Below are 26,108 nucleotides of genomic sequence, written 5' to 3' on the forward strand. Positions count from 1 at the left end.
TCACCGTCGCAGAAAGGACTCCTCGATCACGGCGGGCCGTGGTTCAGGTCGGCCTGACACAAGTTCCCGAAGCTTCTCCCGGGTCTCCGGATCGGTCGAGTAGACGACCGTGCCGACCATGCCCCGTGTCAGCAGCACCTTGTACGTGTTCCGAATGAGACGGTCCACGTCGGTGTCCGGTACGGGCTTCTTGAAGACCGGGTCCTTCGACGCAGTGCGGTCCGTGATCCAGCGGTCGCCCCGCCAGACCAGGTCCGGGCCGATGATGACGCCGGACCAGTCGTACTCGAACCCCTGGGCGGTGTAGACGCAGCCGATCTGTCCGAAGCCGGCGGGGTCGGTCGCCCACAGCGCGGACGGGGGAGCGCCGGAGACCGACCGGTCCCCGCGCAGGTTCCAGGGCCGGGCCCAGCTACCGATGACCACGTCGAGAGGCAGCGGGTCTCCGGGCTTTGGCTCCGGCGACCAGCGCCAGCAGTAGCCCGCCGACATCCGGGCACCGTATTTCTCGGTGCGGCGGGTGCCGAGGAAGGCCTCCAGTTCCTCAGGGCTGTCGGCGACCAGCAACTGCATGCGGCCGTCGGGCTCCCACACGAACGGTCCGCCGGGCTCGAGGCCGAGGAGCCGGACCACCCAGCGCAGGTAGGCGTCGCTTCCTCCGCAGCGGAACTGGCTGTCCAGGGGAACGACATGGCAGTCGATGCCCCTCCTGGCCGCGGCCGTCCGGATTTCGCCGACGGTGCCCATCTCACCGGGACGCACCACTTGGTGCTCGTCGAGGAAGAAGACCGGTACGTGGGCGACGTCGATGAGTTCGTCGATCTGTGCCCTGCCGGTACGCAGTGCCGCGCGGGTGTAGCGGTTAGCGGAGGTCTCCCGGATGCGGTGCGCCTCGTCGCAGATCAGAGCGCCCAGACTGTTCTTCTCTGTGGTCATGAAACTGTTGAAGTACTTGAAGAGGTCCTGGACTTCGCGCTTCCGGGAGCCTGCCACCTTGCGCATCGTCTTGGTGAACGACTGTGAGCCGGTCGCGTGGACCGCGGCCACACCTCTCCGGTAGAGCTCGCCGAGCAGTTGGAGCGCGATCACGCTCTTACCGGTACCGGGGCCGCCGGTGACGATGACGACTTCCTTGTGGTCGGCGCGTTTCGCCCTCTCCACCGCGTTGAGCACCATGCGGTAGGCGACCTGCTGCTCGTCGAGGAGGACGAACTGCTGGCGCTCTCGTACTTCCTGAGCCGCCACGGACATCAACTGCTTCGACGGCACGGTGGCACCCGCGAGGAGTTCGTCCGCCGCACGGGCACCGGGGTGTTCGTCGCTCAGCTTCGACCGCAGGTGGTCCAGGAACGCGCCACGACGCTCCCCGGTGAAGAGCAGACCCCGCGCGTCACGCTCGATCTCCCGTAGTCCCGCCACGCCGAACTCGGTGGCGTTGTGCAGGAACGCCACTCCCTGGATCCGCTCGCCGTGCTCGGCCGCCGTGCCGTTGAAGTTGACCAGGTAGTCGCAGTATCGCCGCACCTGCTCGATCGGATTGAGAACCGGGTGCGCGTAGGCGTCGACATGGCACAGGGTGGGGTCGTCCTCGTGCGGCAGTGCCTGACTCCACTGTTTCAGCTCCACGACGACGTACGACGGCTCCCCCGTGACCGGGTGCACTCCCGCGAGCACGACGTCCGCACGTTTGCTGTTCAGCGGGAGCGCGTACTCCAGCATGACCTCCACGTCGCCCAGGCCTGCGTCGTTGAGCGCGGCGGCCAGGACGGGGATGCTGCGCTCCCAGGACCTCACTTCCGAGACGCCGGGCCGATAGCCGTGCATGTGGACGAAATTGTCGGTGAGGTGCAGGAACAGCGAACCGTCGAGTGCCATGACGGCGACCGTTTTCGCGGACGCGCGGAACAGCAAGGACTTCCCCCAGGCAGCACGAAGAGACTCGTGCGGGTGGGGGCATGTCCTTCGAGACTCCACCGGGGTGGAGCGGAAGCCCGTCGGGCCGCGTTGACGATGTGTTGAGGGTACCTGGAGGGACTGACCGTCGTACCGGTGGTCGCCAGAGCGTCGACACGGTTGCGGGTGGAAGAAGGTCCGCCGAACCGGCTGACGCTGACGGCCGTCGCACGGAGCGGGATGCCCTGCCCAGCGACCGGCGGCACGGTCCCCCGATCCAGTGCCATCGGTCACGCCGATGCAGCAGTTCGTGTACGTTCCCGGCCGCTCCCGGGACGGACCTCGGTCGGGCGCCCACGGGCGCATCCCCGGGGCGCTACCCTCGTGGCCGGACGCCCTGCCAGGGAGAGTGAGTTGGCGGATCGAACGGGGAGAGACAGCGGTGTCGAGTCAGACCGGGGGCCGTCGGCCAGAAGGGACCTGCTGAGCAGGCCTTTTCCCGCGGTCGCGACGAGCACACCGCTCGAACGACTGGAGTCGGTACAGGCGTTGTGCGCCTGGGCCGAGCAGGAGGCTGAGGACGCCATCGCCTGGTATCTCGCGGACAAGCGGCTCAAGCGTCAAGGCTCGCGCATCATCCGCGGCCTGATGATCGTGCTCGCGACGACCGGCACGGTGATCCCCCTGGTCGGCGCGGCTACGGAGTCCGGCATACAGAGCTGGGGGTATGTCTTCCTGGCCGCCGCCGCGGGCTGTAAGGGCTTCGACCACTTCTTCGGACTCTCCACGGCCTGGATGCGCGACATCGCCGCCGCGCAGGCGCTGCGCGGCGAGCTGAACGAATTCCGGCTGGCCTGGTCGGCGGAGCTGCTGCGCGGCGTGGCCGAAGAACCCGAGCAGTCCGTGATCCAGCGGAGAATGGCCCTGATCGGCGGTCTCGTCGGCGCAGTCCGACGGCATCTGGACGCGGAGACCGCGGACTGGAACGCGGAGTTCAGAGCAGGACTCCAGCAGTTGCAGGAGCAGACCGCCGTTCCGGGGCAGCGGAACACCGGGACTGGGGCGGGGGAGGTCATGGGTATGGGACGCTGAGTGCTCCGCCGTTCGCCCCGTGTCCCCCTCCTCGCCGGTCCCCGAGGAAGCGCCATGTCACCTTCCCTCCGCTCGACCAGCCGTGCACGGCACGTGTTCAGCCCGCAGGCGGACGCGAGCCCGACGGACGGTCTGCTGGTGCGCGCCGACCCGGCGGGGGCCCGACTGCTGGAGCATGCCCTGCGCGATCTCGGCGCGGCCGAGTTCCTGTTGCCGAGGCTGTGCGCCGCCTGGCTCTGGGACGACGAGATCGTCGTGGAGCTGGTGGACGCCCCCACCGGACTCCTGCCCGACCGTTGGCGGGCGGGTTCGGACTCCCGGCAGTGGTTCCTCGACCGCGGGAGCGTGGCATCGTACGACGACACGGATACCTCAGGCGTCCCCGGGTTTCCCTGTCTTGTGACGATAGGCACGGGCACGGGGCTTCGGTTGCTGTTGAATCTGGAGGCAGGGCCGGGGCTGGCCGTCGTGACGGGACCCGGGAGGCTCAGGGGCGCCCTTCTCGGGAAAATCGCCGCGGAGTTGGCCACGACGCAGTGGTCACGGCAGGTGCGGGTCACGTGTGTGGGCTTGGCGGGTGATCTCGTCTCTGCGTTTGCGGATCGGGTGCGTGTCCTTCCCGACGTCGCCGGCCTGATCGCGGTGCTGGAGTCCGAGGCGCGGCGGGCCGCTCGGACCGCGGAGTCCGGCCGGGGCCAGGAGTTCGATGCCGGGTACGGCGGCTCCGGGGCCGCCGGGCCGGAGTACGACGCCGTGCTCACCGGGTGGGCGCCACGCACCGGGCATCCCGGTGACCTGATGGGCGCGCCCCATGTGATCCTCGTCGCGTCCGAACCATCGCCTTCCGAGGCGCACAGGCTCGCTCGACTCGCCGCCCGGGGAGGGGCGATGGGTCCCCGCGTCCTGGTCGGCACGGCACGCGACGACCTTCCCGGTACCGGCTACGCGATCCAGATCGGCCGGTACGGCCAGGTCAGCGCTCCCCTGCTGGGCCTGGCTGCCGCTCCGCACGAGACGCCTCCCCGTCCCGACCGTGCCGGTCGCATCGAACCGGCGGTCCGTGTGGCGAAGCCTCTCTCCTGGTCGGCCTGCCCCGTGCCGGCCGGCCTCGGGTACGGGTGGACACAGCGGCCGGGCGGGCTCTCACGGCGGCGGCTCACTGTCGTCGTGCCCGGCGAGGCGGATCAGGATGTCGTCGTCGAGGCGGATGACGCCGCGCCCGTCCGGGACGTCGCGGAACAACTCGCCCGCCTCGCCGGGCGACGCGGCCCCGTGGACCTGTTCACCGGTGAGGGAGAGCAGCTGGCGCCGGACGAGGCGCTGGGCCGGACACCGCTGCGGGACGGGAGCCGGGTCTTCCTCGACGCTCGTCCCCAGTCCCCCGGCTCCCGTCCCGCCACGGTCCCCGCTCAGCCGGACGACGCCCCGGGCGGCGAACTGATGGCGTCGTCGGCACCGGAGTTCGCCCAGTTCCGCGACCTGTACGTCACCGCGGCGGAGGGTGGGACCCTCGGGTTCGAACGGCCGCGGTGGGCCGAGGCCAGTGCCGAACACCCGACGGGGACCGTCCCGGCGGACGAGGCCGCGCGGCGCGGCACCGGCCTGTCAGGGCGTCGGCCCCGCCGGGCGGCTCAGGATCCGCGGATCACCGGCCGGCCTGTCGTGGAGGACCCGCGCTTCCCCGGGCCGGACCGACTCATCGCCGAGGCCTTCGGAGCACGGACCCGGCTGTGGGAGCGCGGGCCTGACCACCCGGACCGCCTCGTGCTTCGTCTCGGCCTCGGCCTCGGTCGGCTCCGGCCGGCGACCGTCGCCTTACGGGACACCCCCGGCGACCATTTGGGGATCGCCGCCGATGCCGGCTTCCGCCGGGGACTGGCCGCCTGGCTGGTGGCGCAGACGGTGCTCCTGCACCCACCGTCCGACGTGGCCGTCCGGGTGCTCACCGACCAGTCCGGGAAGCAGTGGTGGCGCTTCACTCGCTGGTTGCCGCCCGACGGGCTGGTGTCCCGGGGCATGCAGCAGGTGCGCGTCAGCCACGACCCCGCCGGGCACTCGCGGCATCTCGCCGAGATCGCGCTGATCATCCGGGAACGGCTGCGGAGCGGGCGGGGTGCGCGATCACTCTGGGGCGACGACGCACTGGTGGTCGTCCTCGACGACCTGTCCGCGCTGCACGGTCCGCCCTGGGCCGAGGAGGTCCTGCGCACGGGCCCGGAAGCAGGCGTGTACGTCGTCTGCCTCACCGAGGAGGGAGGACAACTGCCCGGCTGGTGCCGGACCCGGGTGATCCGGGACGGCAACGTCGCGGTACTGGAAGCGGCCTCCGGGGCAACGGCGTTCACCCCTGACGCCATCGAACCGGCCTGGCTGGAGGCGGTGGCCCGGATGCTCGCGCCCTTGCGTGACCGGTCCGCCGGGATCACTGCCCCCGACGCCCCGCCCGAACGCCTGCTGGACCTGGTCGACATGGCGCCGCCGACCCGTGACGGAGTCCTCGACCGCTGGGCCGGAACACCACGGTCCGCGGTGGCGGTGCTGGGCAGCTCGGCCGGCAGCCCCTTCGCGCTCGATCTGCGGACCGACGGACCGCACGCCCTGGTGGCCGGAATGGTCGGCTCCGGGAAGGACGACCTGCTGTGCGCCTGGCTGGCCTCGCTGGCGCTGGCCAACCGCCCCGACGAACTGAACCTGCTGCTCGTCCACCACGACAACGGGGAGTCCCTGGGCCCGGCGGCGCAACTGCCGCACACGGTCGGGGTGCAAACCGGCCTGGACCGGTACTCAGCCGCCCGGGGTCTGGCCGCCCTCACCGCCGAGCTGACGCGCCGACAGGAGCAGGTGAAGGAGGCCGGGGCCCGGGATTTCGAGCAGTACGGCGTGATCCGGGAGTCCGGCGTCGAACTGCCGCCCCTGGCACGGTTGGTGGTCGTCGTGTCCGATCTCGCGGTGCTGCGGGAGGAGTTGCCGGAGTTCGTGTCCGGACTGGTCGGTGCCGCCCGGCGCGGTCCGGAGCTCGGGGTCCATCTCGTCCTCGCGACCCGGCGGCCAGCCGCTGCCTTGACGGAACCGGATCAACTCGACCTCCTCGCGTTCGCGCCGCTGCGTGTTGCCTTGCGCCTCGCCGAGGCCGGGGACAGCGAACTGCTGATCGGCACCCCGGCAGCCGCGCGGCTGGACCCGTCGCGAGCGGAGTTCGCCTATGTGCGCGGGGCCGCGCGCGCACTGGAACTCGTGCGGCTCGCGCGGTGGGAAGCGCCACGACAGGGCCTCGGCGGACCGCACGGCCAGCCGTCCTCCGTCCGGGTCCACCGGATCGGCTGGACCGGCGCGCAGGAGGCGTCGCCCGCCGGGCGCCAGGACCAGGCGTCCCCGGGAGGGCCGGAGTTCAGCGCACTCGTACGGGCCATGGCCGAGGCGGCCGAGGCGCTGGACCTGCCCGTGCCGCACGCCCCCTGGCCGGCCCCGCTGCCGGTGTCGGTCCAGCTGAGCGAGGCGCTCGGCCGGGCAGCGGACCAGGCTGTCGGGCGGGACGCACCCCGGCCGGTGCGTCCGCGGTCCGGGACGCGGATGCCGGTCGTCTTCGGGTTGCTCGACAGGCCTGATGCCCAGGAGTACGAGCAGGCGGCCTGGGACCTGGGAGGTGACGGCCATCTCTTCGTCTCCGGCGGCGCGGGCAGCGGTCGTACCCAACTGCTGCTCACCCTCGCCGTCGCCGTCGCCGACCAGTACAGCGTGCAGGACGTGCACTTCTACGCCCTCGACTGCGGCGCCGGAGCCCTCGGCCCCCTGACCGGTATGGCCCACTGCGGTGCCGTCGTGGATCCGCGGACCGAGCCGGAGCGGGCGCACCGTCTCATCGACAAGCTGGTCAGCACGGTCCGGAGTCGGCAGGAACTGCTGGCACGGATGGGATTCAGGAGCCTGCATGGGTACCGGCGCCAGCAGCCCGACGAGGAGCGACTACCGTATCTCGTCCTGCTGGTCGACGGGTGGGAGTCCTTCCTGGCCTGGGCGCGGCAGGCCAACAACAGCAGTTGCCTGACCGGTCTGACCGACCTGCTCCGGGACTCCCGTGCCGGGGTGTGCGTCGTCCTCACCGGCGGCGAGGCGCTGCCGGAGGACGTCCAGGACACCACCGTGCTGGTGTTGCGGCATACCGATCCCACCCAGTACGAGCGGGCCGGGCTCCGCGTCGATCGGCTGCCGCCCGTGCTGGGCCCTGGCCGAGCTCTCTACGCCCGCTCCGGCACCGAGGTGCAGATCGCGCTGCCCGACGTGCCGATGCAGGAGACGGCGGACCGGAGCCGGACCCGGAACACGGACGTGCCCCTGGCACGCCAACCGTTCCGGATCCTCAGCGACGCGCTGATCGCGGACCGTTTCTCGCTGGGCCCGGAGGGCAGGCCCGTGGGCAGGGAGAACGTGTTCGCACAGTTGTACGCCCACTATCGGGACGGGACCGCCACCGCGCTGCTGGGACCGCGCAGAGCAGGCAAGTCATGGATCGTCAAGGCACTTCAGGAACGTATGCGGTCCGACGGCATGGGCAACGTACAGAAAGTGGTCACGCTCTCCCACCAGGACCGGGAAGGCACACAGGACGACCTCGCCGTACGGCTCATGCCCGCGCTGGCGAACCACCCCCGGCCCGCCGACAGACTGCTGGACCTGGCGGCCGAGTCCGCCGGCGCCTCCCGGCTGGTCCTGCTCCTCGACGAGGTCGGCCGGCTCGCCAGCTACGATCCGGCGGCCGTGGCCTGGCTGCGCGACCTCGGACAGGCCGGGGCCTGGCTCGTGCACTGCGGCACCGACAAGGACTGGGTCGATGCCACGCGTCATGCGCTGAAGGCGCCCGGCTCCAGTTTCGGCAACGACGTCACCCGAATCTCCCTCGGCCCCCTCGCCCAGGCGGATGCCCGCACCTTCCTGGTGGGCACCGCACGGCAGGAGGGCGTGAACATCCCGCACGCGGCCGGGGACCGCATCCTCACCGAGGTGGGTCCCTGGCCCTTCTATCTCCAGGTGGTGGGCGAGGCCCTGGTGCGGGCGGCCCGTGACAGCAGGCTGCCCGCGCTCGACTCCCGCAACGCTCTTCGGGCGTTCATCGAGAAAGAGCTCATCGTGGGCAGGAGCGATGTCTTCCGTTCGCGTTGGAACGAGATCGGACCCGCGGGCCGCGGGGCGCTGCTGAGCGATCCTGGCTCCGTCCCGGGCGATCCCACCCGCGCGCAGCGGAAGGACCTGCGCGACGTCGGGCTGATGGTGTGGTCCGGGGGCTGGCTCGACGACCGCCCCTTCTTCGCATGGATCAGGCACTGGCGCCTTGAACTGGCCGACGAACAGCAGGAGCAGTACGGATGAGCCACTACTGGCCCGGCAGGACCTTCGAGCCTGCCCGTGACATCAGGTTCCGCGGGGGGCACATGCCCGGCTGGGCGACCCGGCTCGTGGACGGCGTCCCACCCAACGACGCCGCATGGCTGGTGGTCATGCCCCGGCGGTCCGGCAAGAGCTGGCTCGCCGGGGCTGTCAAGAAGGCCCGGCCTGACGGAAGCACCCGGCTGGTGGACGTGCGCTCCGCGCACAAGGTCCGCGCCGAGGGGCTGTCCTGCCTGACGGACGTGCGAGCGGCCCCGCCCCGGCTCGACGGCGGGGTGGTGCTGATCGACGAGCCGGCCCTCCATCCGTCGAGCGGCGCCTCCCGGGACCCGGCCACCTTGGCGGCCGGGCTTCAGCGGCTGCGGGAGGAAGGCGCGGTGCCCGTCGTTTTCGCCACCCCGGCCGAACACGCCCTGCTCGCCCCGCATCTGGGGGTGGACGCGTGGAAGGACGAGTTGTCCCCGCCGCCGCTGACCGACGAGGAGGCCGCGGCCATGGCGGCGCGGACGCCTCAGTGGGCGTACGAGGTGGTGGCCGAGCTGCGTACCGAACAACGCGGCTGGCTTCTCACGCCCTTCCTGCTGGAACTCGCCCTCCAGGTCGCCGAGTCCGCACCGGACGTCCGAACGGACATGGCGGAGCTCTCCCGCCTGGCGTGCGAGGCGGCCGATGCGCACCAGTACATCGACCAGTGGCTGCACAACGGCCTGTCCGCGGAGCAGCGGGCCGCCCTGCGCCGCGAACGCTGGCGACGGGCCGGGATCGCCATCGGCTCCGACGGCCACGCCGAGCAGACCATGCGGGTACTGCGGCCGTTCGCCGACGACCCCGTGCTGACCCGGCATCTGCCGGACGTGCTGCGGGTGCACCACATCTCCGATCTGCACTTCGGTGGCCGGCTCCGGTTGAACGTGGACCGCAAGGACCCGACGGAGGCGGGCGCCAGCGTGGCCCGGCTCACCGGGAACAGGAGCACCCCGCTGGACAGCTATCTCGAACACGTCCGGCGGCTCGCGGAACAGGGCCGGGCTCCGCACCTGGTGATCGTGTCGGGTGACCTGGTGGACCGCCCGCAGGACGAACACGGCCGGTCGGCCCTCGAGTGGCTCCGGCACCTGGAAGGACTGCTGGCCGACCACCCCGACCTGCACCGGGACGATCCGCGGGTGGTGCTCGTGGGCGGGAACCACGACGTGTCCTGGGACAGATGTCTGGACGAACGGCCTTCGGCCCGGCACGAGTGGTTCGCACGCACCTTCCACGGCTATCCGCATCCGGATCTCGACCAGGAGGACCATGCCGCCCGCAGGCTCTACGTCCGGTTCGCGGACGCGGGCCTGCGCATCGCGCTCCTGGGCTCCGCCGAGTCCGGCGGCGAACCGGCCAACGACGAGGGCCGTCAGCGGGTCAGGGAACTCATCGCCGAACTCGGATCCGCCGACGCCACCCAGGTCAGCGAGGTGATGGGGAAGCTGGAACGGCACGACCCCGGTGTCGTGGCCCACCAGGTGCTCACCCGACTCAAGCGGGAGGAGGGGAGCGTGACCCTGGCCGTCGTCCACCATCCGCTCTCTCCCGTCCCGGCCGTGGAAGTAGCGCCGTACGCAGGCGTCGTCAACGCGGGCCAGGCGAAGCTGTACCTGGCCGAGACGCACACCTGTCTGGTGCTGCACGGCCACACGCATCTCGGCTTCCTCGCCTCGGAACGGCTGATCGACCGGAGCCGGGGCGGACGACGCGCCTGGACCACCCGCATCGCCGGTGCCCCGGCCCTGGCCAGCGTGCACTCGAACGAGGAGAACGGCTACAACGAGGTCTCCATCGCCCGGGAGGGCGGCGGCCACACCCTGGCGGTACGCGCCGTCCGGTTCCGTAACGGCCACTGGAAGGACGACCTGGCCATCGCCTTCCGCCCGGGAGCCGCCGACGAATGCGACTTCGAGGAACTGTGCGCCGACCCGGCCTGTTCCGAACCGAGCTGAGCGAGCTGCGGGAGGTGGCCCCCCATGCGTCTGACCCTGACGGTCGTCGATCCGCGTAACGGCGACCGGGCCGACGTGGTCCTGGAAGCGGAACCGGAGACACCGGCGGGAGCGGTAGCCCACCTGCTGGAGCGTCAACTCGGCGCGAGCGCGGGCGACGTAAGGAGCGTCGGGGACGAGAGCGCACCGCCTCTGTACGTCGACGGGCGCGCCGTCGACACCGCCGTGCCGCTCGCCCGCTCCCCGCTCAGGGAAGGCGCCGTCGTCAGCCTGCACACACCCGCCGGCTGCCCGCCCCGCGAGGTCACCGGGATCGTGGAGCTGCGTGTCTCCGGCGGCCCGGGAGCGGGGGCCGTACACCGGCTGGGACTCGGCCGGACGGACATCGGCAGCGGCCCGGCCGACCATGTCCGGATCGCCGACCCCGAACTCCCGGAACACGCCCTGACCTTCACTGTCGGCCCGGACGGCGGGTGCAGCGTACAGGCGCACGTCGGCGACGATCAGGTCACGTTGGACGGACTGACCCTGCGGCAGCGCAGCGGATACCGGCCGCGGGAACGGTCCGGCCCCGCGCAGGTCGACTGGCCGCTGTCCACGCAGCTGTCCGTCGGCGGCACCCTGCTCGAACTGGTCGGCTACACACCGCCGGACGCCGTACTGCGCCCCACGGAGGACGGCACAGGCTACTACGTCGACCGGCCTCCGCGGCTGCTGCCACCCCACCGCTGGACCGACCGCCCGTCGCTGGAACTGACCGCCGGCTCCGGCCTCGTCCGACGACTCTCACACCGGGCCCGGCAGTTGCTCACCGGCGACGGCAGCCGCATGCCGCTCCTGGAGGAGAGCCTCAGAGTGGAGGAGGCCACGCTGCGGACCGTCCTCACCGGTCTTCGGACCGCCGCCCCCTCCCCGGCCGCCGTCCTCTCCTTGGCCACGGGGCCACGAGCGGGGCTGTGGGAGCGCCGTCGCGGCGACGACGATCATCTGCTGCTCCGTATGGGCACCGACAGCCAACCGGCCGGGAACGTGTTCACCAGCGTCCTGACCATCGACGGCCACAAGTACAGCAGGTCACCCCACTATGTGGCGGTTCCCATCGGGCTGCCCCTGCGCAAGCTCGGCGTGATCGGCATGGCCGGACCGGACGGCCCGGTCCGGGCACTCGGCCGGTGGGCGGTGGCCCAGACCGCGGCACTGCACAGCCCGCTCGACGTCCGGATCCATGTCCTGACCGAACACGCGGCCCGGGAAAGCTGGGACTGGCTGCGCTGGCTGCCCCACGCCCGCCCCTTCGCCGGCCAGGGTGCCAACGTGCTGATCGGTGCCGACTCGGAGACCATCGCCACGCGGGTCAGCGAGCTGATCGCGATCCTCGACACCCGCCTGCGGACCGCCGCGAGCAACCGCGGGCAGCAGCCGTCCGAGGAACCCGACATCGTCGTGGTCCTGGACAACTCCCGACGGCTGCGGTCCATGCCGGGTGTCGTACGGCTGCTGCGCGAGGGCCCGGCGGTCTGCGTCTACGCGATCTGCCTGGACTCCGAGGAGCGGTTCCTGCCCGCTGAATGCCGGGCGGTGGTCGTCGCCGAGGCCGGGGGCGAGCCCGGGGCGGCCCTTCGCGTCGGGGTGGAGCAGGCGGGCGGCGGGCGGCGGCGCGGCGTGCGGCCCGACGTCGTCTCCGCCGCATGGTGCACCCGCCTGGCTCGTGCCCTCGCTCCGCTGCGCAACCCGGCCGACGAGACGGCCTACTCGGCCCTGCCCGACGCCTGCCGACTGCTCGACGTGCTGGCGCTGGAGCCGGCCACGGGCGACGCGATCGCCACACGCTGGCGCGAGAACGGCGGCCGGTCGACGCTGGCGGTGATCGGCGAGTCGTACGACGGTCCCTTCCGCATCGATCTGCGCAGGGACGGGCCGCACGGGCTGATCGCCGGTACGACGGGTTCCGGCAAGTCGGAGCTGCTGCGTACCATCCTGGCGTCGCTGGCCGTGGCCAACACCCCCGACAACATGAACTTCCTGCTGGTCGACTACAAAGGCGGCTCGGCGTTCCGGGACTGCGTACGGCTGCCGCACACGGTCGGTATGATCACCGATCTCGCCCCCCACCTGGCCGAACGGGCCCTGACCTCGCTCGCCGCCGAACTCAGACGGCGCGAGCACATTCTGGCGTCGGTCATGGCCAAGGACATCGAGGACTACCAGGACCTGGCACGCCGGGATCCGGACCGCGCTCCCCTGCCCCGACTGCTCATCGTCGTCGACGAGTTCGCTTCACTGGTGCGCGACCTGCCGGAGTTCCTCACCGGCCTGGTCCGGGTCGGCCAGCAGGGCCGGTCGCTGGGCATCCATCTGCTCCTGGCCACCCAGCGGCCGAGCGGCGTCGTCTCGCCCGAGATCGCGGCCAACACCAATCTGCGTATCGCTCTGCGGGTGACCGACTCCGGGGAGTCCGTCGACGTCATCGGGGTGACCGACGCCGGAGAGATTTCCAGGAACACCCCGGGCCGCGGCTATGTACGCCTGGGGCACACCTCTGTCGTACCCTTCCAGTCCGCCCTGGCCGGTGGCCGTCGGCCGGGTGCCGCCGACCCGACACCGCCCGCGCCATGGGCGAGCCCGCTGCGGTGGGCGGACCTCGGCCGGCCGATGCCGCACCGGCCTGCGGCAGCAGGGGGTGACGAGGACGACCAAGCCGGCGATCTCCGTGTCCTGGTGGAGGCGGTGTGCGACGCCGCCCGGGGGCTCGGCATCCCGCGCCGGCACCACCCATGGCTGCCCCCGCTCCCCGGCATACTGCTCCTCGACGAGATCCAGCCACCGCCCGTCACCCCGAGGCCGGGCGTACTGCCACCCGTCGCTTACGGTGTGGCGGACCTGCCCGCCGAACAGGGGCGCCGCCCCGTCGTCATCGACTTCGAGGACTTCGGGCATCTGCTCGTCGCCGGCGCCCCGCGCAGCGGTCGTTCGCAGCTCCTGCGGACGATCGCCGGCTCCCTGGCACGTACGCACTCCTCTGCGGACGTGCACCTCTACGGCATCGACTGCGGCAACGGTGCGCTCACCGCGCTGACCGGCCTGCCGCACTGCGGTGCCGTGGTCGGCCGCAACCAGACCGAGCGTGTGGAACGGCTCATGGCCCGGCTGTCGGGTGAGCTGACGCGTCGGCAGGAGATCCTTGCCGGCCAGGGGTTCATGGACATCGGCGAGCAGCGCGCCGTCGTGTCCGAGGACGAGCGGCTGCCGCACATCATGCTGCTCCTGGACCGCTGGGAGGGTTGGCTGCCCACCCTCGGTGAGCTGAACTACGGTGATCTCACCGACCAGATCATGGTGCTGATGCGCGAGGGCGTGAGCGTCGGCATCCACTTGGTGCTGACCGGTGACCGCGTGCTGCTGAGCGGCCGGATCGCGAGTCTCACCGAGGACAAGTACGGGCTGCGCCTCGCGGACCACATGGATTACTCACTCCTGGGTCTGCGCCCGCGCACGATGCCCGACGAGATCCCGCCGGGCCGTGGCTTCCACGCCGAGCACGGCACCGAGACCCAGTTCGCGCTGCTCGACACGGACCCCGCCGGCCCTGCCCAGGCCGCCGCACTCAGCGCGATCGCGGAGACCGTGACAGCGCGCGATGCCGATCTCGCGCCCGGCCGCCGCCCCTTCCGGATCGACGTCCTGCCCGCCCGGATCACGTTCCCGGACGCCTGGGAGATGCGCGATCCGCAGGGGTCGCGCTCAAGGCTGTGGGGCCTGGTCGGCGTGGGCGGTGACGAGCTCATGGGCCTCGGGCCCGACCTTGCCGAGGGACAGCCGACCTTTGTCGTGGCCGGTCCGCGCAAGTCCGGCCGGAGCACGGCGCTGATGAACCTGGCGCGGTCGTACAGGCGGCAGGGCACACGGCTCGTCGTCGTCACGCCGTTCCCGTCTCCCCTGCGCGAACTGAAGGGTCAGGAAGGGGTGTTGAAGTGTTTCGGCGAGCATGTCGGGGGGCGTGAGCTTGAGCAGGCCATCGAGTCGGCCGAGCGCTCCGCCCCGATCGCGGTGCTGGTGGATGACGCCGAACTGCTGAGAAACAGCGACGCCGATCACGTCTTCACGCGCATCGTCTCCTACGGTGCCGAGCGTGGCCTGTCCCTGGTCATCGCCGGTCACGAGGAGGAGCTGTCCCGCTCCTACGCCGGCTGGCTGGTCGCCGTGCGGAAGGGCCGCCGCGGCCTCCTCCTCTCTCCGCAGATCTCCGACTCCGGCGATCTGACCGGCATCCGCACGACACGGAGCATGGTCGGCGGCCCGATCACGCCGGGCAGAGGCCTGCTGCACCTCGGAGACGGCAGGCTCATCGCCGTCACTACTCCGCTGTGACCTCCGTCGTGTTCGCCGCCGCAGGTCCGATGCACGCTCGCCGTACGACGCCGACGCCAGGAGACCGGGGGACATCGCCGTGGGTCGTGTCGGATGAGCTGTGGGACCGCTTGGAGGAGCTGGGCTGCGCCTCGGGCATGAGCGCTGGCGGCGGCTGCCCGACTGGGACGATGCCGGCGTCCGGCAGCAGTTCCACGCAGTCCTGCTCGCCGAGCTGAACGTGGCCTCGCGGCTGGACTGGTCCCGCTGCGTGGTCGGTTCCTCCCACATCAGGGCCCTGAAAGGAGGCAGCGCACGGGCCTTCGCTGGTCGACCGGGGACGGGCCGGCTCGGAAGCACCACCTAATGGTGAGTTACGGGGCTGGTGAAGCCTGAAGCACCACCGGGTTCGGAGCCCTTCGATCAGACGGGTTCACCAGCTCCGTGCCGTGGCGGCGGCACGTACACTCTTGAGCCGAGGATGTTCGTGGTCTGAGCTGCCCGACGACTCGGCGCGAGGGCAGTCAGCTCTGCACCGTCCACCATGGGCAACGACGACAGGTAACTCACGCGGCAAGCCTCCTAAAGACCGGAAAGGACCTCCGGCGCAGGTCAGAGGCTCTTTCCGAGGCAAAGCCGCAGGTAGCGGCAGACGAGTCGGGCTGTACGCCGGGTTCTGTGCCCCGGTCCCTCGCGGGTGCCGGGGTGACGGCCATCCATCTAGGGCCGGCGTTGCCGCCGGCCTCGTGCGGTCTACCCGGGGGCTCGGGCGGGCAGCCCTCGAACGTCCCCGCAGAGCGCCTTTTACAGCGCTCCTCTTGACCTTGCTCCGGGTGGGGTTTACCTAGCTGCCCAGGTCACCCTGGGCACTGGTGGTCTCTTACACCACCGTTTCACCCTTACCGAGGACCGAGGTCCCCGGCGGTTTGCTTTCTGTGGCACTGTCCCGCGAGTCGCCTCGGGTGGCCGTTAGCCACCACCCTGCCCTGTGGAGCCCGGACGTTCCTCGGGAAGCCCCCCGTCAAGGGGACTCCACGCGGCCGTCCGCCCGGCTCGTCTGCCGTGTCGACCATGTTACCGGGCGAGCCGGCCTCTTCGGTGCCGAGGCCATCGTCGCCAGTACCGAGCCCGTGAGGATCAGTGCGAAGGAGACCGCGATCGTGGGGGTGAAGCTCTCGCCCAGGAAGAGGGCACCCGCCGCCACCGCCACCGCCGGGTTGACGTAGGTGATCACTGTGGAGCGGGTCGGGCCTATTTCCTTGATCAGTTCCAGGAAGGCCACGAAGGCCACCGCCGTGCAGAGGATGCCCAGGGCGAGGAGGGAGAGGAGCGCGTTCGTCGAGGGCATGGAGGTGGGCCAGGTCGCCGCCGCCGCGGGGGCGTAGACCAGGGCCGCGAGTGTCAGGCAGGGGGCTATCAGCTGCAATGTCGGGACGTCCTTCAGGCGGCGGGCCGCTATCAGGGGTGCGGTCGCGTAGCCGATCACCGTGAGCAGGACCTCGCCGAGGGAGCGGGCGTCGCCGCCGGTCAGGTGGGGGACGGTCAGGACTCCTACGCCCACCAGGCCGATCAGGAGGCCCGCGATCCGGCGTACGCCCAGGTGTTCCCGCTCGCCGCCGAAGTAGCGCGCCGCCACCACGCCCACGATCGGTACGCCCGCTATCAGCAGGCCCGCCGTGGAGCTGGAGAGGTGGCGTTCGGCGTCCGTGAGGGTGAACCAGGGGCCCATGATCTCTATGCACGCGAAGGCCAGCATCGGGCGCCAGTGGGTGCGGAGGGTGCGGAACAGGCCGCCCTGGCGGATCGCCAGGGGGAGGAGGAGCAGGGCGCCCACCGCGCAGCGGGCGAACACCACCGTCGACGGGGACACCTCGTCCACCGCAACCTTGATCATCAGATAGGGGATGCCCCAGATCACTCCCATGAGGGAGAACAACATCCAGCCGCGTGCAGTCATACGAAGAGTCTCAGCCGAGCAGGTGTGCCGCGTCTTGAACGCTGTTGCGGTACGCCGCCGGGGTCACCCCCAGCACCCGGCGGAACCAGCGGGTCAGGTGCGCCTGGTCGGCGAAGCCCACCAGGGTCGCCACCTCCGCCGGGCGCAGGCCCGCCTCCAGGAGGCCGCGGGCGCGGCTCACCCGGTACTGGGCCAGCCAGGCGTACGGCGGGACGCCCATCGTCGTACGGAAGGCCCGGAGGAGTTGGTAGCGGGAGAGGCCCAGGTCCGCCGCCAGGTCGGCGAGCGAGGGGGGAGCCGTGAGTTCGTCGGCCAGGCGGTCTCGGACCAGTAGCGCGACACCGCCCGCGCCGGGGATACGGTCCGGTGCCTGCCGTGCCGTCGAGTGGCGGCGGGACAGGGCCGTCAGCAGCCAGGGCAGGCGGGATTCCACCTCCAGGGGGTCGGGGCAGGTGGACAGGGTCGTGTGGGCGTGGCGGAAGGCCGCTGCCAGTTCCGGGTCGTCCAGGACGGGGTCGCGGAAGTGGGGTGTGCCTGCGAGCAGGGTGCCGTCCGCCAGCAGGGACGGGTCTGCGTACATGGCGCGGTAGGCGTAGCCGTCGGTCTGGGTCGCCGGGCCGCCCGTGTGCATCTCTCCTGGGGCCAGGACGACGATCGAACCGGGGCCGGTGCGGATGTGACCGCCCCGGTAGTCGATCACCTCGGAGCCGCCCACGCAGATGCCTATCGAGAACTCGGCGTGTGTGTGCGGGGCGTAGGTGTGCCGTTCGAAATTCGCCGTCAACAGGTCGAGCGGCGGGCCGCAGCGCCCCAGCCTCGCCCTCGTCCACCGTGCATGTTCGGCCACCTTGGCACACCCCCTTGCGCTAAGGGTGCAACGCCCTCAGGCCCCGTTTCCATGCCGCGTCCAGGTCGGCGTCCTCCGGGAAGCGGCCGTGGATCTCCAGGACCACCATGCCGTGCGCGAACGCCCAGGTGGCGCGGGCCAGGTCGAGATCGCCGCCACAGGCCCGCAGCAGGGGGAGGGCGGCTCTGTCCTCCAGACCGACGGGCAGGGCGGCGCGCGGCAGGGGGCGTTCCGTGGCCAGGCAGTAGAGGTGGGGGTGGGCCAGGGCGTACGTCCGGTAGGCCCTGGCAAGTTCCTCCAGGGAGCCTGGGGTCCTGGTCGCCGCCGTTTCCAGCGCCTGTGCCGACTCCTCCAGCATCTGCGCGGCCAGCTCGACCTCCACGGCGTGTTTGTCCGGGAAGTGCTTGTAGAGGGAGGGGGCCTTGATGCCCAGGCGGTCGGCCAGGGTGCGCATGGTGAGGGCGGCGGGGCCGGACTCCTCCAGCAGGTCCCTGGCCGCCGCGACGATCTCCCGCGCCCTTGCCGTCAGCCGGGCAGGCACATCAGTCGTGCCGGTCCCGCCAGTCCCGCCAGTCCCGTCAGTCACGCTGGAAGCCCTCCTTCGTCCGCAGTCCGTAGCCGAAGGCGCGATCGTACGAGATGTGGGCCAGCCAGCCGCAGAGCGCGGCGAACGCCGGGGGCCAGAAGAAGAGAGGCTGGACCGCGTACGCCACCAGCAGCCCCAGCGGCACCAGCGCCCGGTGCATCGCGTTGTAGTACGGCACCGCGCGCGGCGGCAGCTGCCCCTTCGCCATCCGGGGCGCCTCGTCGGCGGCGACCAGGAAGGTGAGGTCCGGGAGGATCAGGAAGAGCAGGGCGAGGGCGCCCGCGAGCCAGCCGTGGTTCACGCCCTCCAGCACGGCGAACGCCGTCCAGAACAGGGCGCCGGCCAGCCAGGCCGTGCGGCGCGCCACCGTGGTGGCGGTGCGGAGGGCGGGAGTGGGGACGGGGGTGGCGTTCGTGGTGGTGGTCATGGCTGCTGCCTCCCGAAGACAAACTGGCTAACGTCGTTAGCCACGACCGTACGGCTAACTGTGTTAGCCGTCAAGGGAGTCGGTCACCGGCCGGGGAACATCCGCCCCAGCGCGTCGAACGCCGCCCCCATCCGCTCCTGGTGATCCTCGGCGACCTCCGCGTACGGCTCACCCGCGAGCTGGCGACTCACCGAGGTGACACACACCGAGCGGTACGCGGCGACGGTCACGGCCGCCATCAGCCCCGGGTCGGCGGTTCCGGCGTCCGCCAGCGCCCCGGCCAGCGCCCGTTCCACCTCCTCCGCGCCCTCCCGCGCCCGGGCCAGCAGTGCCGGAGAGTCGGCGACGACGGTCCAGAAGCCCGCGAAGCCCTCCCCCAGCCCGCCCAGCGGATGCCGTGCGTCGATGAACCGGAAGGCCAGGCGGCGCAGCGCCGCGAGCGGGGGCTCGTCGGCCCCGCGGCCCCGCACCGCTCCGGCGAAGGCCTCGACCGCCTCCGGGATGCGGTCGAGGAACAGGTCCTCCTTGCGGGGGAAGTAGTTGAAGACGGTCATCGCGGAGACGCCGGCCGCCCGCGCGACCTCCGTGACCGTCACCCGGTCGAAGCCGTGCTCCCGGAACATCACCGTCGCGACGTTCGAGATCCGCTGCCGCGTCTCCCGCTTCTTGCGCTCCCGCAGGGACTCCCCTGGCCTGTTCTCATCGATCACAAGAAAACTATAGCCGCTCGAAACTTTTAGTGACTACAGTGAAGTCATGACGACGACGATGCCGATGGCAGACGGCAAGAACGACGGCGCGGACTACGGCGCGGACTATGACGTGGTGGTGGCGGGCGGCGGGCCCGTCGGGCTCTTCCTCGCCTGCGAGCTGCGGCTCGGCGGCGCGGGCGTGCTGGTCGTGGAGCGGCTGGCCGAGGTGGACGAGACCATCAAGGCGGGCGGGATCAACACGGCGGGCGCGGTGGCGCTGTACCGGCGGGGGATGCTGCCCGAGCTCGCGGCGGCCTGGGAGAAGAACCTGTGGCGGCTGCGGGCCTTCACCGGCGAGCGGAGTGCCGGCACGCCCCGGGCGACTCCCCCGAAGTTCGCCGGGCACTTCGCCGGGATCATGATGCGCGGTGACCTCTTCGACGACTCCGACCCGGCCTTCGCCGACATCGGCCCCGCCGACGGCGTCGGCCTCGGGGTCCCGCAGGCCGAGCTGGAGCGGATCCTGGCCGCCCGCGCCGAGCGGCTCGGTGTCGAGGTCCGCCGGGGCGTGGAGCTGACCGGCTTCGACGCCGACGACGAGGGGGTGTCCGTACATCTCGGCGGTGACGACACGGTCCGTACCGGCTGGCTGGTCGGGTGCGACGGCGGGCGGAGTACCGTCCGCAAGCTCGCCGGGTTCGACTTCCCGGGGACCGATCCCGAGATCACCGGTTATCAGGCGGTCGTCGAGATGACCGGGGGCGAACGGCTGGGGGTGGGGTGGAACACGACGGACGTGGGGACGTACGTCAACGGGCCCTTCCCCGGCCGGATCCTCACCGTGGAGTTCGACGGGCCGCCCGCCGACCGCTCCGCGCCCATCACCGCCGAGGAGCTCCAGGCCTCCCTGCGCCGGGTGTCGGGCGTCGACGAGGTGACCATCCACGAGGTGCACTCCTCGACCCGGTTCACCGACAACGCCCGGCAGGCCACCGGCTACCGCAAGGGCCGGGTGCTGCTCGCGGGGGACGCCGCGCATGTGCACTCGCCGTTCGGCGGACAGGGGCTCAACCTCGGGCTCGGCGACGCCATGAACCTCGGCTGGAAGCTCGCCGCCGTGGTGAGCGGGTGCGCCCCGGACTCCCTCCTCGACAGCTACACCGCCGAACGGCATCCGGTCGGCGCCTGGGTGCTGGACTGGACCCGTGCCCAGATCGCGGTGATGCGGCCCGACCGGCATGCCCGCGCCCTGCGCCGGGTCGTCACCGACCTGGCGCTGACGACGAGCGGGACCACGTACCTCGTCAAGCAGATCTCCGGCGTCTGGCAGCACTACGACCTGCCCGGCGAGCACGCCCTCACCGGGCAGAGCACCCCTGACCTGGAGCTCTCCGACGGAACCCGGCTCGGCGACCATCTGCACGGCGGCCGGGCCCTCCTCCTCGACCTCGCGGACGACCCGAGGCTGCGGGCCCGCGCCGAGGGGTACGCCGACCGGGTGGACGTGCTGACCGCCGCCTGCCCCGGACGGCCGGAGCTGACCGCTCTGCTCGTACGGCCCGACGGGTTCGTCGCCTGGGCCGCGGACAAGGGCGACGAGGGCGGGACCGGCCTCGGCGAGGCCCTGAGCCGCTGGTTCGTCGCCGCCTGAGCCCGCACTCGGCGGCTTGACCCCGCCGCGACGTCAACGTCTGTACTGGTCCCATGCGGATCGGAGAACTCGCCGCCGCCGTCGGCGTCACCACGCGCACGGTGCGGCACTACCACCACCAGGGCCTGCTGCCCGAGCCCGAACGCCTCTCCAACGTCCCCCACTCTCGGCTTCGCTCGAGCGGGAGGTGCCCCCATCCGGGACTACACCCTCCGGCACGCCGTCGTCCTCGCCCGGATCCGGCGGCTGACCGAGCTGGGACCCGGGCTCGCCGAGGTACGGGACGTCCTCGCGGACGACGCCGGGAAGGACCTCGTCGAGGTGCTCACCGAGCTCGACGAGGACCTCGCCCGGCAGGAGGCGGACATCCGGGAGCGGCGGCAGCGGCTGCGGGCCCTGCTGGACGCGGGCGCACTGCCCGCCGAGGGGCCCGTCTCGCCCGAGCTGGCCGGCCTGTTCAGGGCGACGGCCCCGCACTTCGGCGACTCCCCCATGGCCGCCAAGGACCGCGAGGTGTTCGCCCTGGTGGAGACGGTCACGGACCCGGCGCAGCGCGCTCAGCTGATGTCCCTGGCCGGTGCCATGGCCGGGTCACCGCAGGCGACGGCCCGGGCCAACGACGTGGTCCATCCGCACCTGCTGACCCCGGACGCGCTGCACGTCCGGGGCGGCGTCCGGGTCGAGCAGCGGATACCGCTGGACTCGATCAAGTCCGTACGCGGCGACACCCGTTACCTGCACGACAGGACCGCCACCGCCGAACTCGACCTGCCCATCGGCTCCCAGACATCGGTGACCCTCGAACTGGCCGAGCCCGTCAGCCATGTCTCCCTGCTGGGCCGTCGGCGCGAGGTGAGCGTCGTGCGGTTCCACGCCGACGACGCCACCGGTCTCGTACGGGCTCTGAACGGGGCACTCACGCAGGTGCGAACCGCACCTTCGCCGTCCCCGGATCGGCCTGGGTCAGCCGTACCGGCAGCCGCTCGCCCAGCGGAAGCGGGTTCCCGTCCTCGATCCGCCCTATGACGGCGGGTTCCTGCAGCTGCACCCGGCCCACGGTCGGCCTGCGCTCCTCGACCTCCACCACACAGCCGTCGAAGACCTCCCCGACCCGGTCCTTGAGCAGGGCCGCCTCGACGATGTCGACGCACTCGCGTTCCACCGTGCCCGCGCGCCGCGCGCCCTCGGCCATCTGTTTGGGGAGCGTGTCCAGCGCCATCAGCACCCAGTCCGGCGGCTCCTCGCCCTCGACCGCCGCGAGGCAGAGTTCGGAGGCGTAGCGGTCGGCCAGCCGGCGCAGGGGTGCGGTGCAGTGCGCGTAGGGGGCGGCGACGGCCGCGTGGGTGGTGACCGCGGGCAGGACGCCGTCCCGGAAGACCGTGTAACCGGCGCCGCGCAGCAGGGTGGTGCACTCCTGGAGGAAGGCCGCGTGGCGGGGGCGGTGCGGGTTCAGGGAGCGGATCAGCGCCGCGTACGAGACGTGGTGCGGCCACTCGATGTGCAGCGCGTGTGCGGTACGGCGGAGGCGGGCGACCGCACCGTCGGGGGCGACCGGGAGGGTGCGCAGCACGCCGGTGCCGTGGGCCAGCATCAGCTCGGCCGCCGCCATGCCGGTGAGCAGGGAGATCTGCGCGTTCCAGGCGTCGGCGGGCAGCGGGGCGCGGTAGGTGAGTTCGTAGGTGTGGTCGTACTCGACGATCTCCTGCTCCGGCACGTTGAGGGAGATGCCGCCGCGCTCCACCTCCAGGCGTTCGCGGGCCTCGCCGATCTCCCTGAGCAGCGCGACGGGTTCCTCGGCGGTCCCCTCGTCGATCCGCTTCTGCACACCGGCGTAGTCGAGCTTGGCCCGGCTGCGGACGAGCGCCCGGCGGACGTCGGCGGTCCGGGTCCGGCCTTCGCCGTCCAGTTCGATGGTCCACAGGACGGCGGGGCGGGTCTGGCCGGGGAGCAGGCTGGCCGCGCCCTCGCTGAGCACGGTCGGGTGCAGCGGGACCTTCCCGTCCGGGAAGTAGAGCGTGTTGACGCGGTGGTGCGCCTCGGAGTCCAGCGCGCCGCCGGGTACGACGAAGGCGGCGACGTCGGCGATGGCGTACCGGACGCGGTAGCCGCCGTCGTGCCGGGACAGGTGCATCGCCTGGTCGAGGTCGTTCGCGGTGGGCGGGTCGACCGTGAAGAAGGGGATGTCGGTCGCGTCGTGGCCGGGCACGGCCGGGTACTTGGCGGCGCTCTCGGCCTCCGCCTGCACCTCGGTCAGGAAGCTCTCCTGGATACCGAGGTCGGCGCGGAGCGCGGCGAGCGCGGCCCGGAGGGGGGCCTCAGGGGCACCCTTGACGCGGATGTGGCGGCGGGGCATAGGACGAGCGTAGTCACATCGCGCTCCTCCGGCGCCTTACTCTGGCGCGAGGCGTTGGTGATGAACGCCGGTGATGAAGAGCCGGTGATGAAGAGGAGTACGTGTGCTGGTCCTGCTGCCGCCCTCGGAAGGCAAGGCGTCCTCGGGCCGTGGTGCCCCGCTGAAGCCGGAGTCGCTGTCCCTGCCGGGGCTGGCGGACGCCCGCGAGGCGGTGCTCGCCGAACTGGTCGACCTGTGCGCAGGCGATGCGGACAAGGCCCGCGAGGTCCTCGGGCTGAGCGAGGGGCTGCGTGCGGAGGTCGCGAAGAACACACAGCTCAGGACGGCGGGCGCGCGGCCGGCCGGGGAGATCTACACGGGGGTGCTGTACGACGCGCTCGACCTGGCCTCCCTGGACGCGGCCGCGAAGCGCAGGGCGGCGCGGTCGCTGCTGGTGTTCTCCGGGCTGTGGGGTGCGGTGCGGGTGACGGACCGGATTCCGTCGTACCGCTGCTCGATGGGGGTGAAGCTGCCGGGTCTCGGCGCGTTGGGCGCGCACTGGCGGAAGCCGATGGCCGAGGTGCTGCCGGAGGCGGCCGGGACGGGGCTGGTGCTGGACCTGCGGTCGGCGGCGTACGCGGCGGCGTGGAAGCCGAAGGGGGAGGTGGCCGCGCGGACGGCGACGGTGCGGGTGCTGCACGCGCCGACACGGAAGGTCGTCAGCCACTTCAACAAGGCGACGAAGGGGCGGATCGTGCGGAGCCTGTTGACCGCCGGGGCGGCGCCGGGTGGTCCGGGTGAGCTGGTGGAGGCGTTGCGGGACCTGGGGTACGAGGTGGAGGCGACGGCTCCGGGCAAGGCGGGGCAGGGGTGGGCGCTGGATGTGCTGGTTACGGAGGTTCACTAGAGTTAGATGGTCTAACGGTCGTTACGGCTACCACGGATCACCCCCCATTGCAGCATGCGCAACGCCGATTGCGCACTCTGCAGCACCCCGGGCAGCATGTTCGTCATGCCCGTCTCCGTGCTGGACCTCGCACCCGTCGTCCCCGTCGTCGTGATCGAGGATGCCGGCGATGCCGTACCGCTGGCTCGGGCACTGGTGGCCGGCGGGCTGCCCGCGATCGAGGTGACGCTGCGGACGCCGGCCGCGCTCGATGCGATCCGGGCGATCGCCGGCGCGGTGCCGGACGCGGTGGTCGGCGCGGGGACCGTTCTGACGCCGGAGCAGGTCACGGAGTGCGTGGCGGCCGGGGCACGGTTCCTGGTCAGCCCGGGGTGGACGGACGGGCTGCTGGCGGCGATGGTCGCGTCCGGGGTGCCGTTCCTGCCGGGGGTGTCGACCGCCTCGGAGGTCGTGGCGCTGCTCGAACGCGGGGTGCGGGAGATGAAGTTCTTCCCGGCACAGGCGGCCGGCGGCACGGCGTACCTGAAGTCCCTCGCGGGTCCGCTCCCGCAGGCCCGCTTCTGCCCGACGGGAGGGATCGGTCCGGACAACGCGCCGGATTACCTCGCCCTCCCCAACGTCGGCTGCGTGGGCGGCACCTGGATGATCCCCGCGGACGCCGTGGCCACCCGGGACTGGGCCCGTGTCGAGTCGCTGGCCCGGACGGCGGCGGGGCTCCGGAGCGTCAGGGACGCAGGTGGGACGTGTCGTTGAAGAGCCGGACGCTCGCGTTGCCGTCGGCGTAGTACGCCACCGCCGACAGGGAGGCCGCCGACAGTTCCATCCGGAACAGGGACTGCAGCGGGGCGCCGAGGGCGAGTTGCACGAAGGTCTTGATCGGCGTGACGTGGGTGACGAGCAGGACCGTGCGGCCCGCGTAGGCCGCGATCAGCTTGTCGCGGGTGGCCGCGATGCGCGCCGCGGTCTCGGCGAAGCTCTCGCCGCCGCCGGTGGGGTGGGCCGACGGGTCGGCCAGCCAGGTGGTCAGGTCGTCGGGGTAGCGCTCGCGGACCTCGCCGAAGGTGAGGCCCTCCCAGGCGCCGAAGTCCGTCTCCTTGATCCCCTCCTCGATCGTCACGTCGAGGCCGAGGCGCTCGGCGACGGCCGCGGCGGTCTGCCGGGTGCGGGTGAGGGGGGAGGCGAGGATCGTCTCGATCGTGCCGCGCCGGGCGAGCGCCTCGGCGACGCGGCGCGCCTGCTCCTGGCCGACGTCGGAGAGGGCGGGGTCGGTGCCGCCGCTGCCGGAGAAGCGCTTCTGGGGGGTGAGGGGGGTCTCGCCGTGGCGGAGGAGGACGAAGGTGGCGGGTGCGCCGAGGTCGGGGGCCGAGCTCCAGCCGGGGCTCGCTACGTGGCTCGCGGCGCGGGTGTCGGCGGTGGGCTTGTCGGTTGTCGTCACAGCGCCGGCCGGTGGGGGCTGGTCGCGCCCGCGCGGCGGAGCCGCAAATGTCTCAGCCCCGCGCCCCTTACGGGGCGCTGTACCTGCCGTCGGCGACAAGTGTGCGCCCCTGCCGCCCGCGTCCAGCTCAGCCGTCGACGCCGCGGCCGACCACTGCTCGCCGCGCTTGCCCGCGTCCATCGCCTCGTTCGCCAAGCGGTCCGCGTGCTTGTTCTGCTCCCGGGGGATCCACTCGTACGTGACCTGCTCGGCCGGGAAGATCCGGCCGGCCTGCATCGCCAGCGGCTTCATGTCGGGGTGTTTGATCTTCCAGCGGCCCGACATCTGCTCGATGACCAGCTTGGAGTCCATACGGACGTGGACGGCGGCGGCCGGGTCCAGGTCGTGCGCCGCGCGCAGGCCCGCCAGCAGGCCGCGGTACTCGGCGACGTTGTTGGTGACGACGCCGAGGTACTCGGCCGCCTCCGTCAGCGTCTCGCCGGTCGCCGCGTCGATGACCACCGCGCCGTAGCCGGCGGGTCCCGGGTTGCCCCGGGAGCCGCCGTCCGCCTCGACGATGAACTCCCTTGCCACGTAAG

General features: G+C 71.9%; 14 protein-coding genes, 1 other RNA gene and 2 pseudogenes. 8 read left to right on the forward strand and 9 right to left on the reverse strand.

What is annotated here, in order from left to right; genetic code table 11:
* The gene (locus ACIRR9_RS11395; protein WP_403750015.1) at positions 1 to 1,911 is read right to left on the reverse strand and encodes a DNA/RNA helicase domain-containing protein; all 1,911 of its coding nucleotides are present in this window, start codon (positions 1,909 to 1,911) and stop codon (positions 1 to 3) included.
* 396 nt (positions 1,912 to 2,307) lie between these two features.
* Here ACIRR9_RS11395 and ACIRR9_RS11400 point away from each other — a divergent pair, with 396 nt between their 5' ends.
* The 4 genes from ACIRR9_RS11400 to ACIRR9_RS11415 are packed head-to-tail and all read left to right on the forward strand — an operon-like array spanning position 2,308 to position 14,717.
* Positions 2,308 to 2,985 carry an SLATT domain-containing protein gene (locus ACIRR9_RS11400; protein ID WP_403750018.1) on the forward strand — a complete coding sequence of 226 codons (678 nt, stop codon included), beginning with the start codon at positions 2,308 to 2,310 and terminating at the stop codon, positions 2,983 to 2,985.
* A gap of 54 nt (positions 2,986 to 3,039) precedes the next feature.
* A complete protein-coding gene (locus tag ACIRR9_RS11405; RefSeq protein ID WP_403750020.1) occupies positions 3,040 to 8,349 on the forward strand; it encodes an FtsK/SpoIIIE domain-containing protein in 5,310 nt (1,769 codons plus the stop codon).
* Positions 8,346 to 10,349 (forward strand): metallophosphoesterase family protein, encoded by a 2,004-nt coding sequence (locus tag ACIRR9_RS11410; protein WP_403750023.1) that lies wholly within the window; start codon positions 8,346 to 8,348, stop codon positions 10,347 to 10,349. Before ACIRR9_RS11405 ends, ACIRR9_RS11410 begins: the two co-directional genes overlap by 4 nt.
* Before the next feature lie 24 nt (positions 10,350 to 10,373).
* Positions 10,374 to 14,717, forward strand: a complete 4,344-nt coding sequence (locus tag ACIRR9_RS11415; protein ID WP_403750025.1) for an FtsK/SpoIIIE domain-containing protein — start codon at positions 10,374 to 10,376, stop codon at positions 14,715 to 14,717.
* Between the two features lie 628 nt (positions 14,718 to 15,345).
* Here the strand turns inward: ACIRR9_RS11415 and rnpB are convergent.
* The 6 genes and pseudogenes from rnpB to ACIRR9_RS11445 form a co-directional block, all read right to left on the reverse strand.
* Positions 15,346 to 15,752, reverse strand: an RNA gene (gene rnpB, locus ACIRR9_RS11420) — RNase P RNA component class A.
* Between the two features lie 115 nt (positions 15,753 to 15,867).
* Positions 15,868 to 16,653: pseudogene (locus ACIRR9_RS11425) on the reverse strand (DMT family transporter); the annotation flags it as partial.
* Between the two features lie 10 nt (positions 16,654 to 16,663).
* The gene (locus ACIRR9_RS11430) at positions 16,664 to 17,500 is read right to left on the reverse strand and encodes a helix-turn-helix domain-containing protein (protein WP_403750027.1); all 837 of its coding nucleotides are present in this window, start codon (positions 17,498 to 17,500) and stop codon (positions 16,664 to 16,666) included.
* Positions 17,501 to 17,519: 19 nt separating this feature from the next.
* Positions 17,520 to 18,029: a TetR/AcrR family transcriptional regulator gene (locus tag ACIRR9_RS11435; RefSeq protein WP_403750531.1), complete on the reverse strand. Its 510-nt coding sequence runs from the start codon at positions 18,027 to 18,029 to the stop codon at positions 17,520 to 17,522.
* Between the two features lie 49 nt (positions 18,030 to 18,078).
* Positions 18,079 to 18,513: a DUF4260 family protein gene (locus ACIRR9_RS11440; protein WP_403750029.1), complete on the reverse strand. Its 435-nt coding sequence runs from the start codon at positions 18,511 to 18,513 to the stop codon at positions 18,079 to 18,081.
* Between the two features lie 83 nt (positions 18,514 to 18,596).
* Complete coding sequence (locus tag ACIRR9_RS11445; RefSeq protein ID WP_403750032.1) at positions 18,597 to 19,223, reverse strand: TetR/AcrR family transcriptional regulator; 627 nt, start codon at positions 19,221 to 19,223, stop codon at positions 18,597 to 18,599.
* 64 nt (positions 19,224 to 19,287) lie between these two features.
* Here ACIRR9_RS11445 and ACIRR9_RS11450 point away from each other — a divergent pair, with 64 nt between their 5' ends.
* Both ACIRR9_RS11450 and ACIRR9_RS11455 read left to right on the forward strand, forming a co-directional pair.
* The gene (locus tag ACIRR9_RS11450; protein ID WP_403750533.1) at positions 19,288 to 20,856 is read left to right on the forward strand and encodes an FAD-dependent monooxygenase; all 1,569 of its coding nucleotides are present in this window, start codon (positions 19,288 to 19,290) and stop codon (positions 20,854 to 20,856) included.
* A gap of 53 nt (positions 20,857 to 20,909) precedes the next feature.
* Positions 20,910 to 21,471 (forward strand): annotated as a pseudogene (locus tag ACIRR9_RS11455) (MerR family transcriptional regulator); the annotation flags it as partial.
* A gap of 301 nt (positions 21,472 to 21,772) precedes the next feature.
* Here ACIRR9_RS11455 and ACIRR9_RS11460 read toward each other — a convergent pair.
* Positions 21,773 to 23,209: an RNB domain-containing ribonuclease gene (locus ACIRR9_RS11460; protein ID WP_403750035.1), complete on the reverse strand. Its 1,437-nt coding sequence runs from the start codon at positions 23,207 to 23,209 to the stop codon at positions 21,773 to 21,775.
* Positions 23,210 to 23,312: 103 nt separating this feature from the next.
* Between ACIRR9_RS11460 and yaaA the strand changes: the two genes are divergently transcribed.
* A complete protein-coding gene (yaaA, locus tag ACIRR9_RS11465) occupies positions 23,313 to 24,095 on the forward strand; it encodes a peroxide stress protein YaaA (protein ID WP_403750037.1) in 783 nt (260 codons plus the stop codon).
* A gap of 105 nt (positions 24,096 to 24,200) precedes the next feature.
* Positions 24,201 to 24,848 carry a bifunctional 4-hydroxy-2-oxoglutarate aldolase/2-dehydro-3-deoxy-phosphogluconate aldolase gene (locus ACIRR9_RS11470; RefSeq protein ID WP_403750039.1) on the forward strand — a complete coding sequence of 216 codons (648 nt, stop codon included), beginning with the start codon at positions 24,201 to 24,203 and terminating at the stop codon, positions 24,846 to 24,848.
* Here ACIRR9_RS11470 and ACIRR9_RS11475 read toward each other — a convergent pair.
* Positions 24,820 to 26,103: a bifunctional RNase H/acid phosphatase gene (locus ACIRR9_RS11475; RefSeq protein WP_403750041.1), complete on the reverse strand. Its 1,284-nt coding sequence runs from the start codon at positions 26,101 to 26,103 to the stop codon at positions 24,820 to 24,822. The two genes, ACIRR9_RS11470 and ACIRR9_RS11475, sit on opposite strands and share 29 nt — an antisense overlap.
* Positions 26,104 to 26,108: the final 5 nt, after the last annotated feature.

The sequence above is a fragment of the Streptomyces sp. NPDC101234 genome (assembly GCF_044767525.1).
In the GTDB taxonomy this organism is placed as follows: domain Bacteria; phylum Actinomycetota; class Actinomycetes; order Streptomycetales; family Streptomycetaceae; genus Streptomyces; species Streptomyces sasae.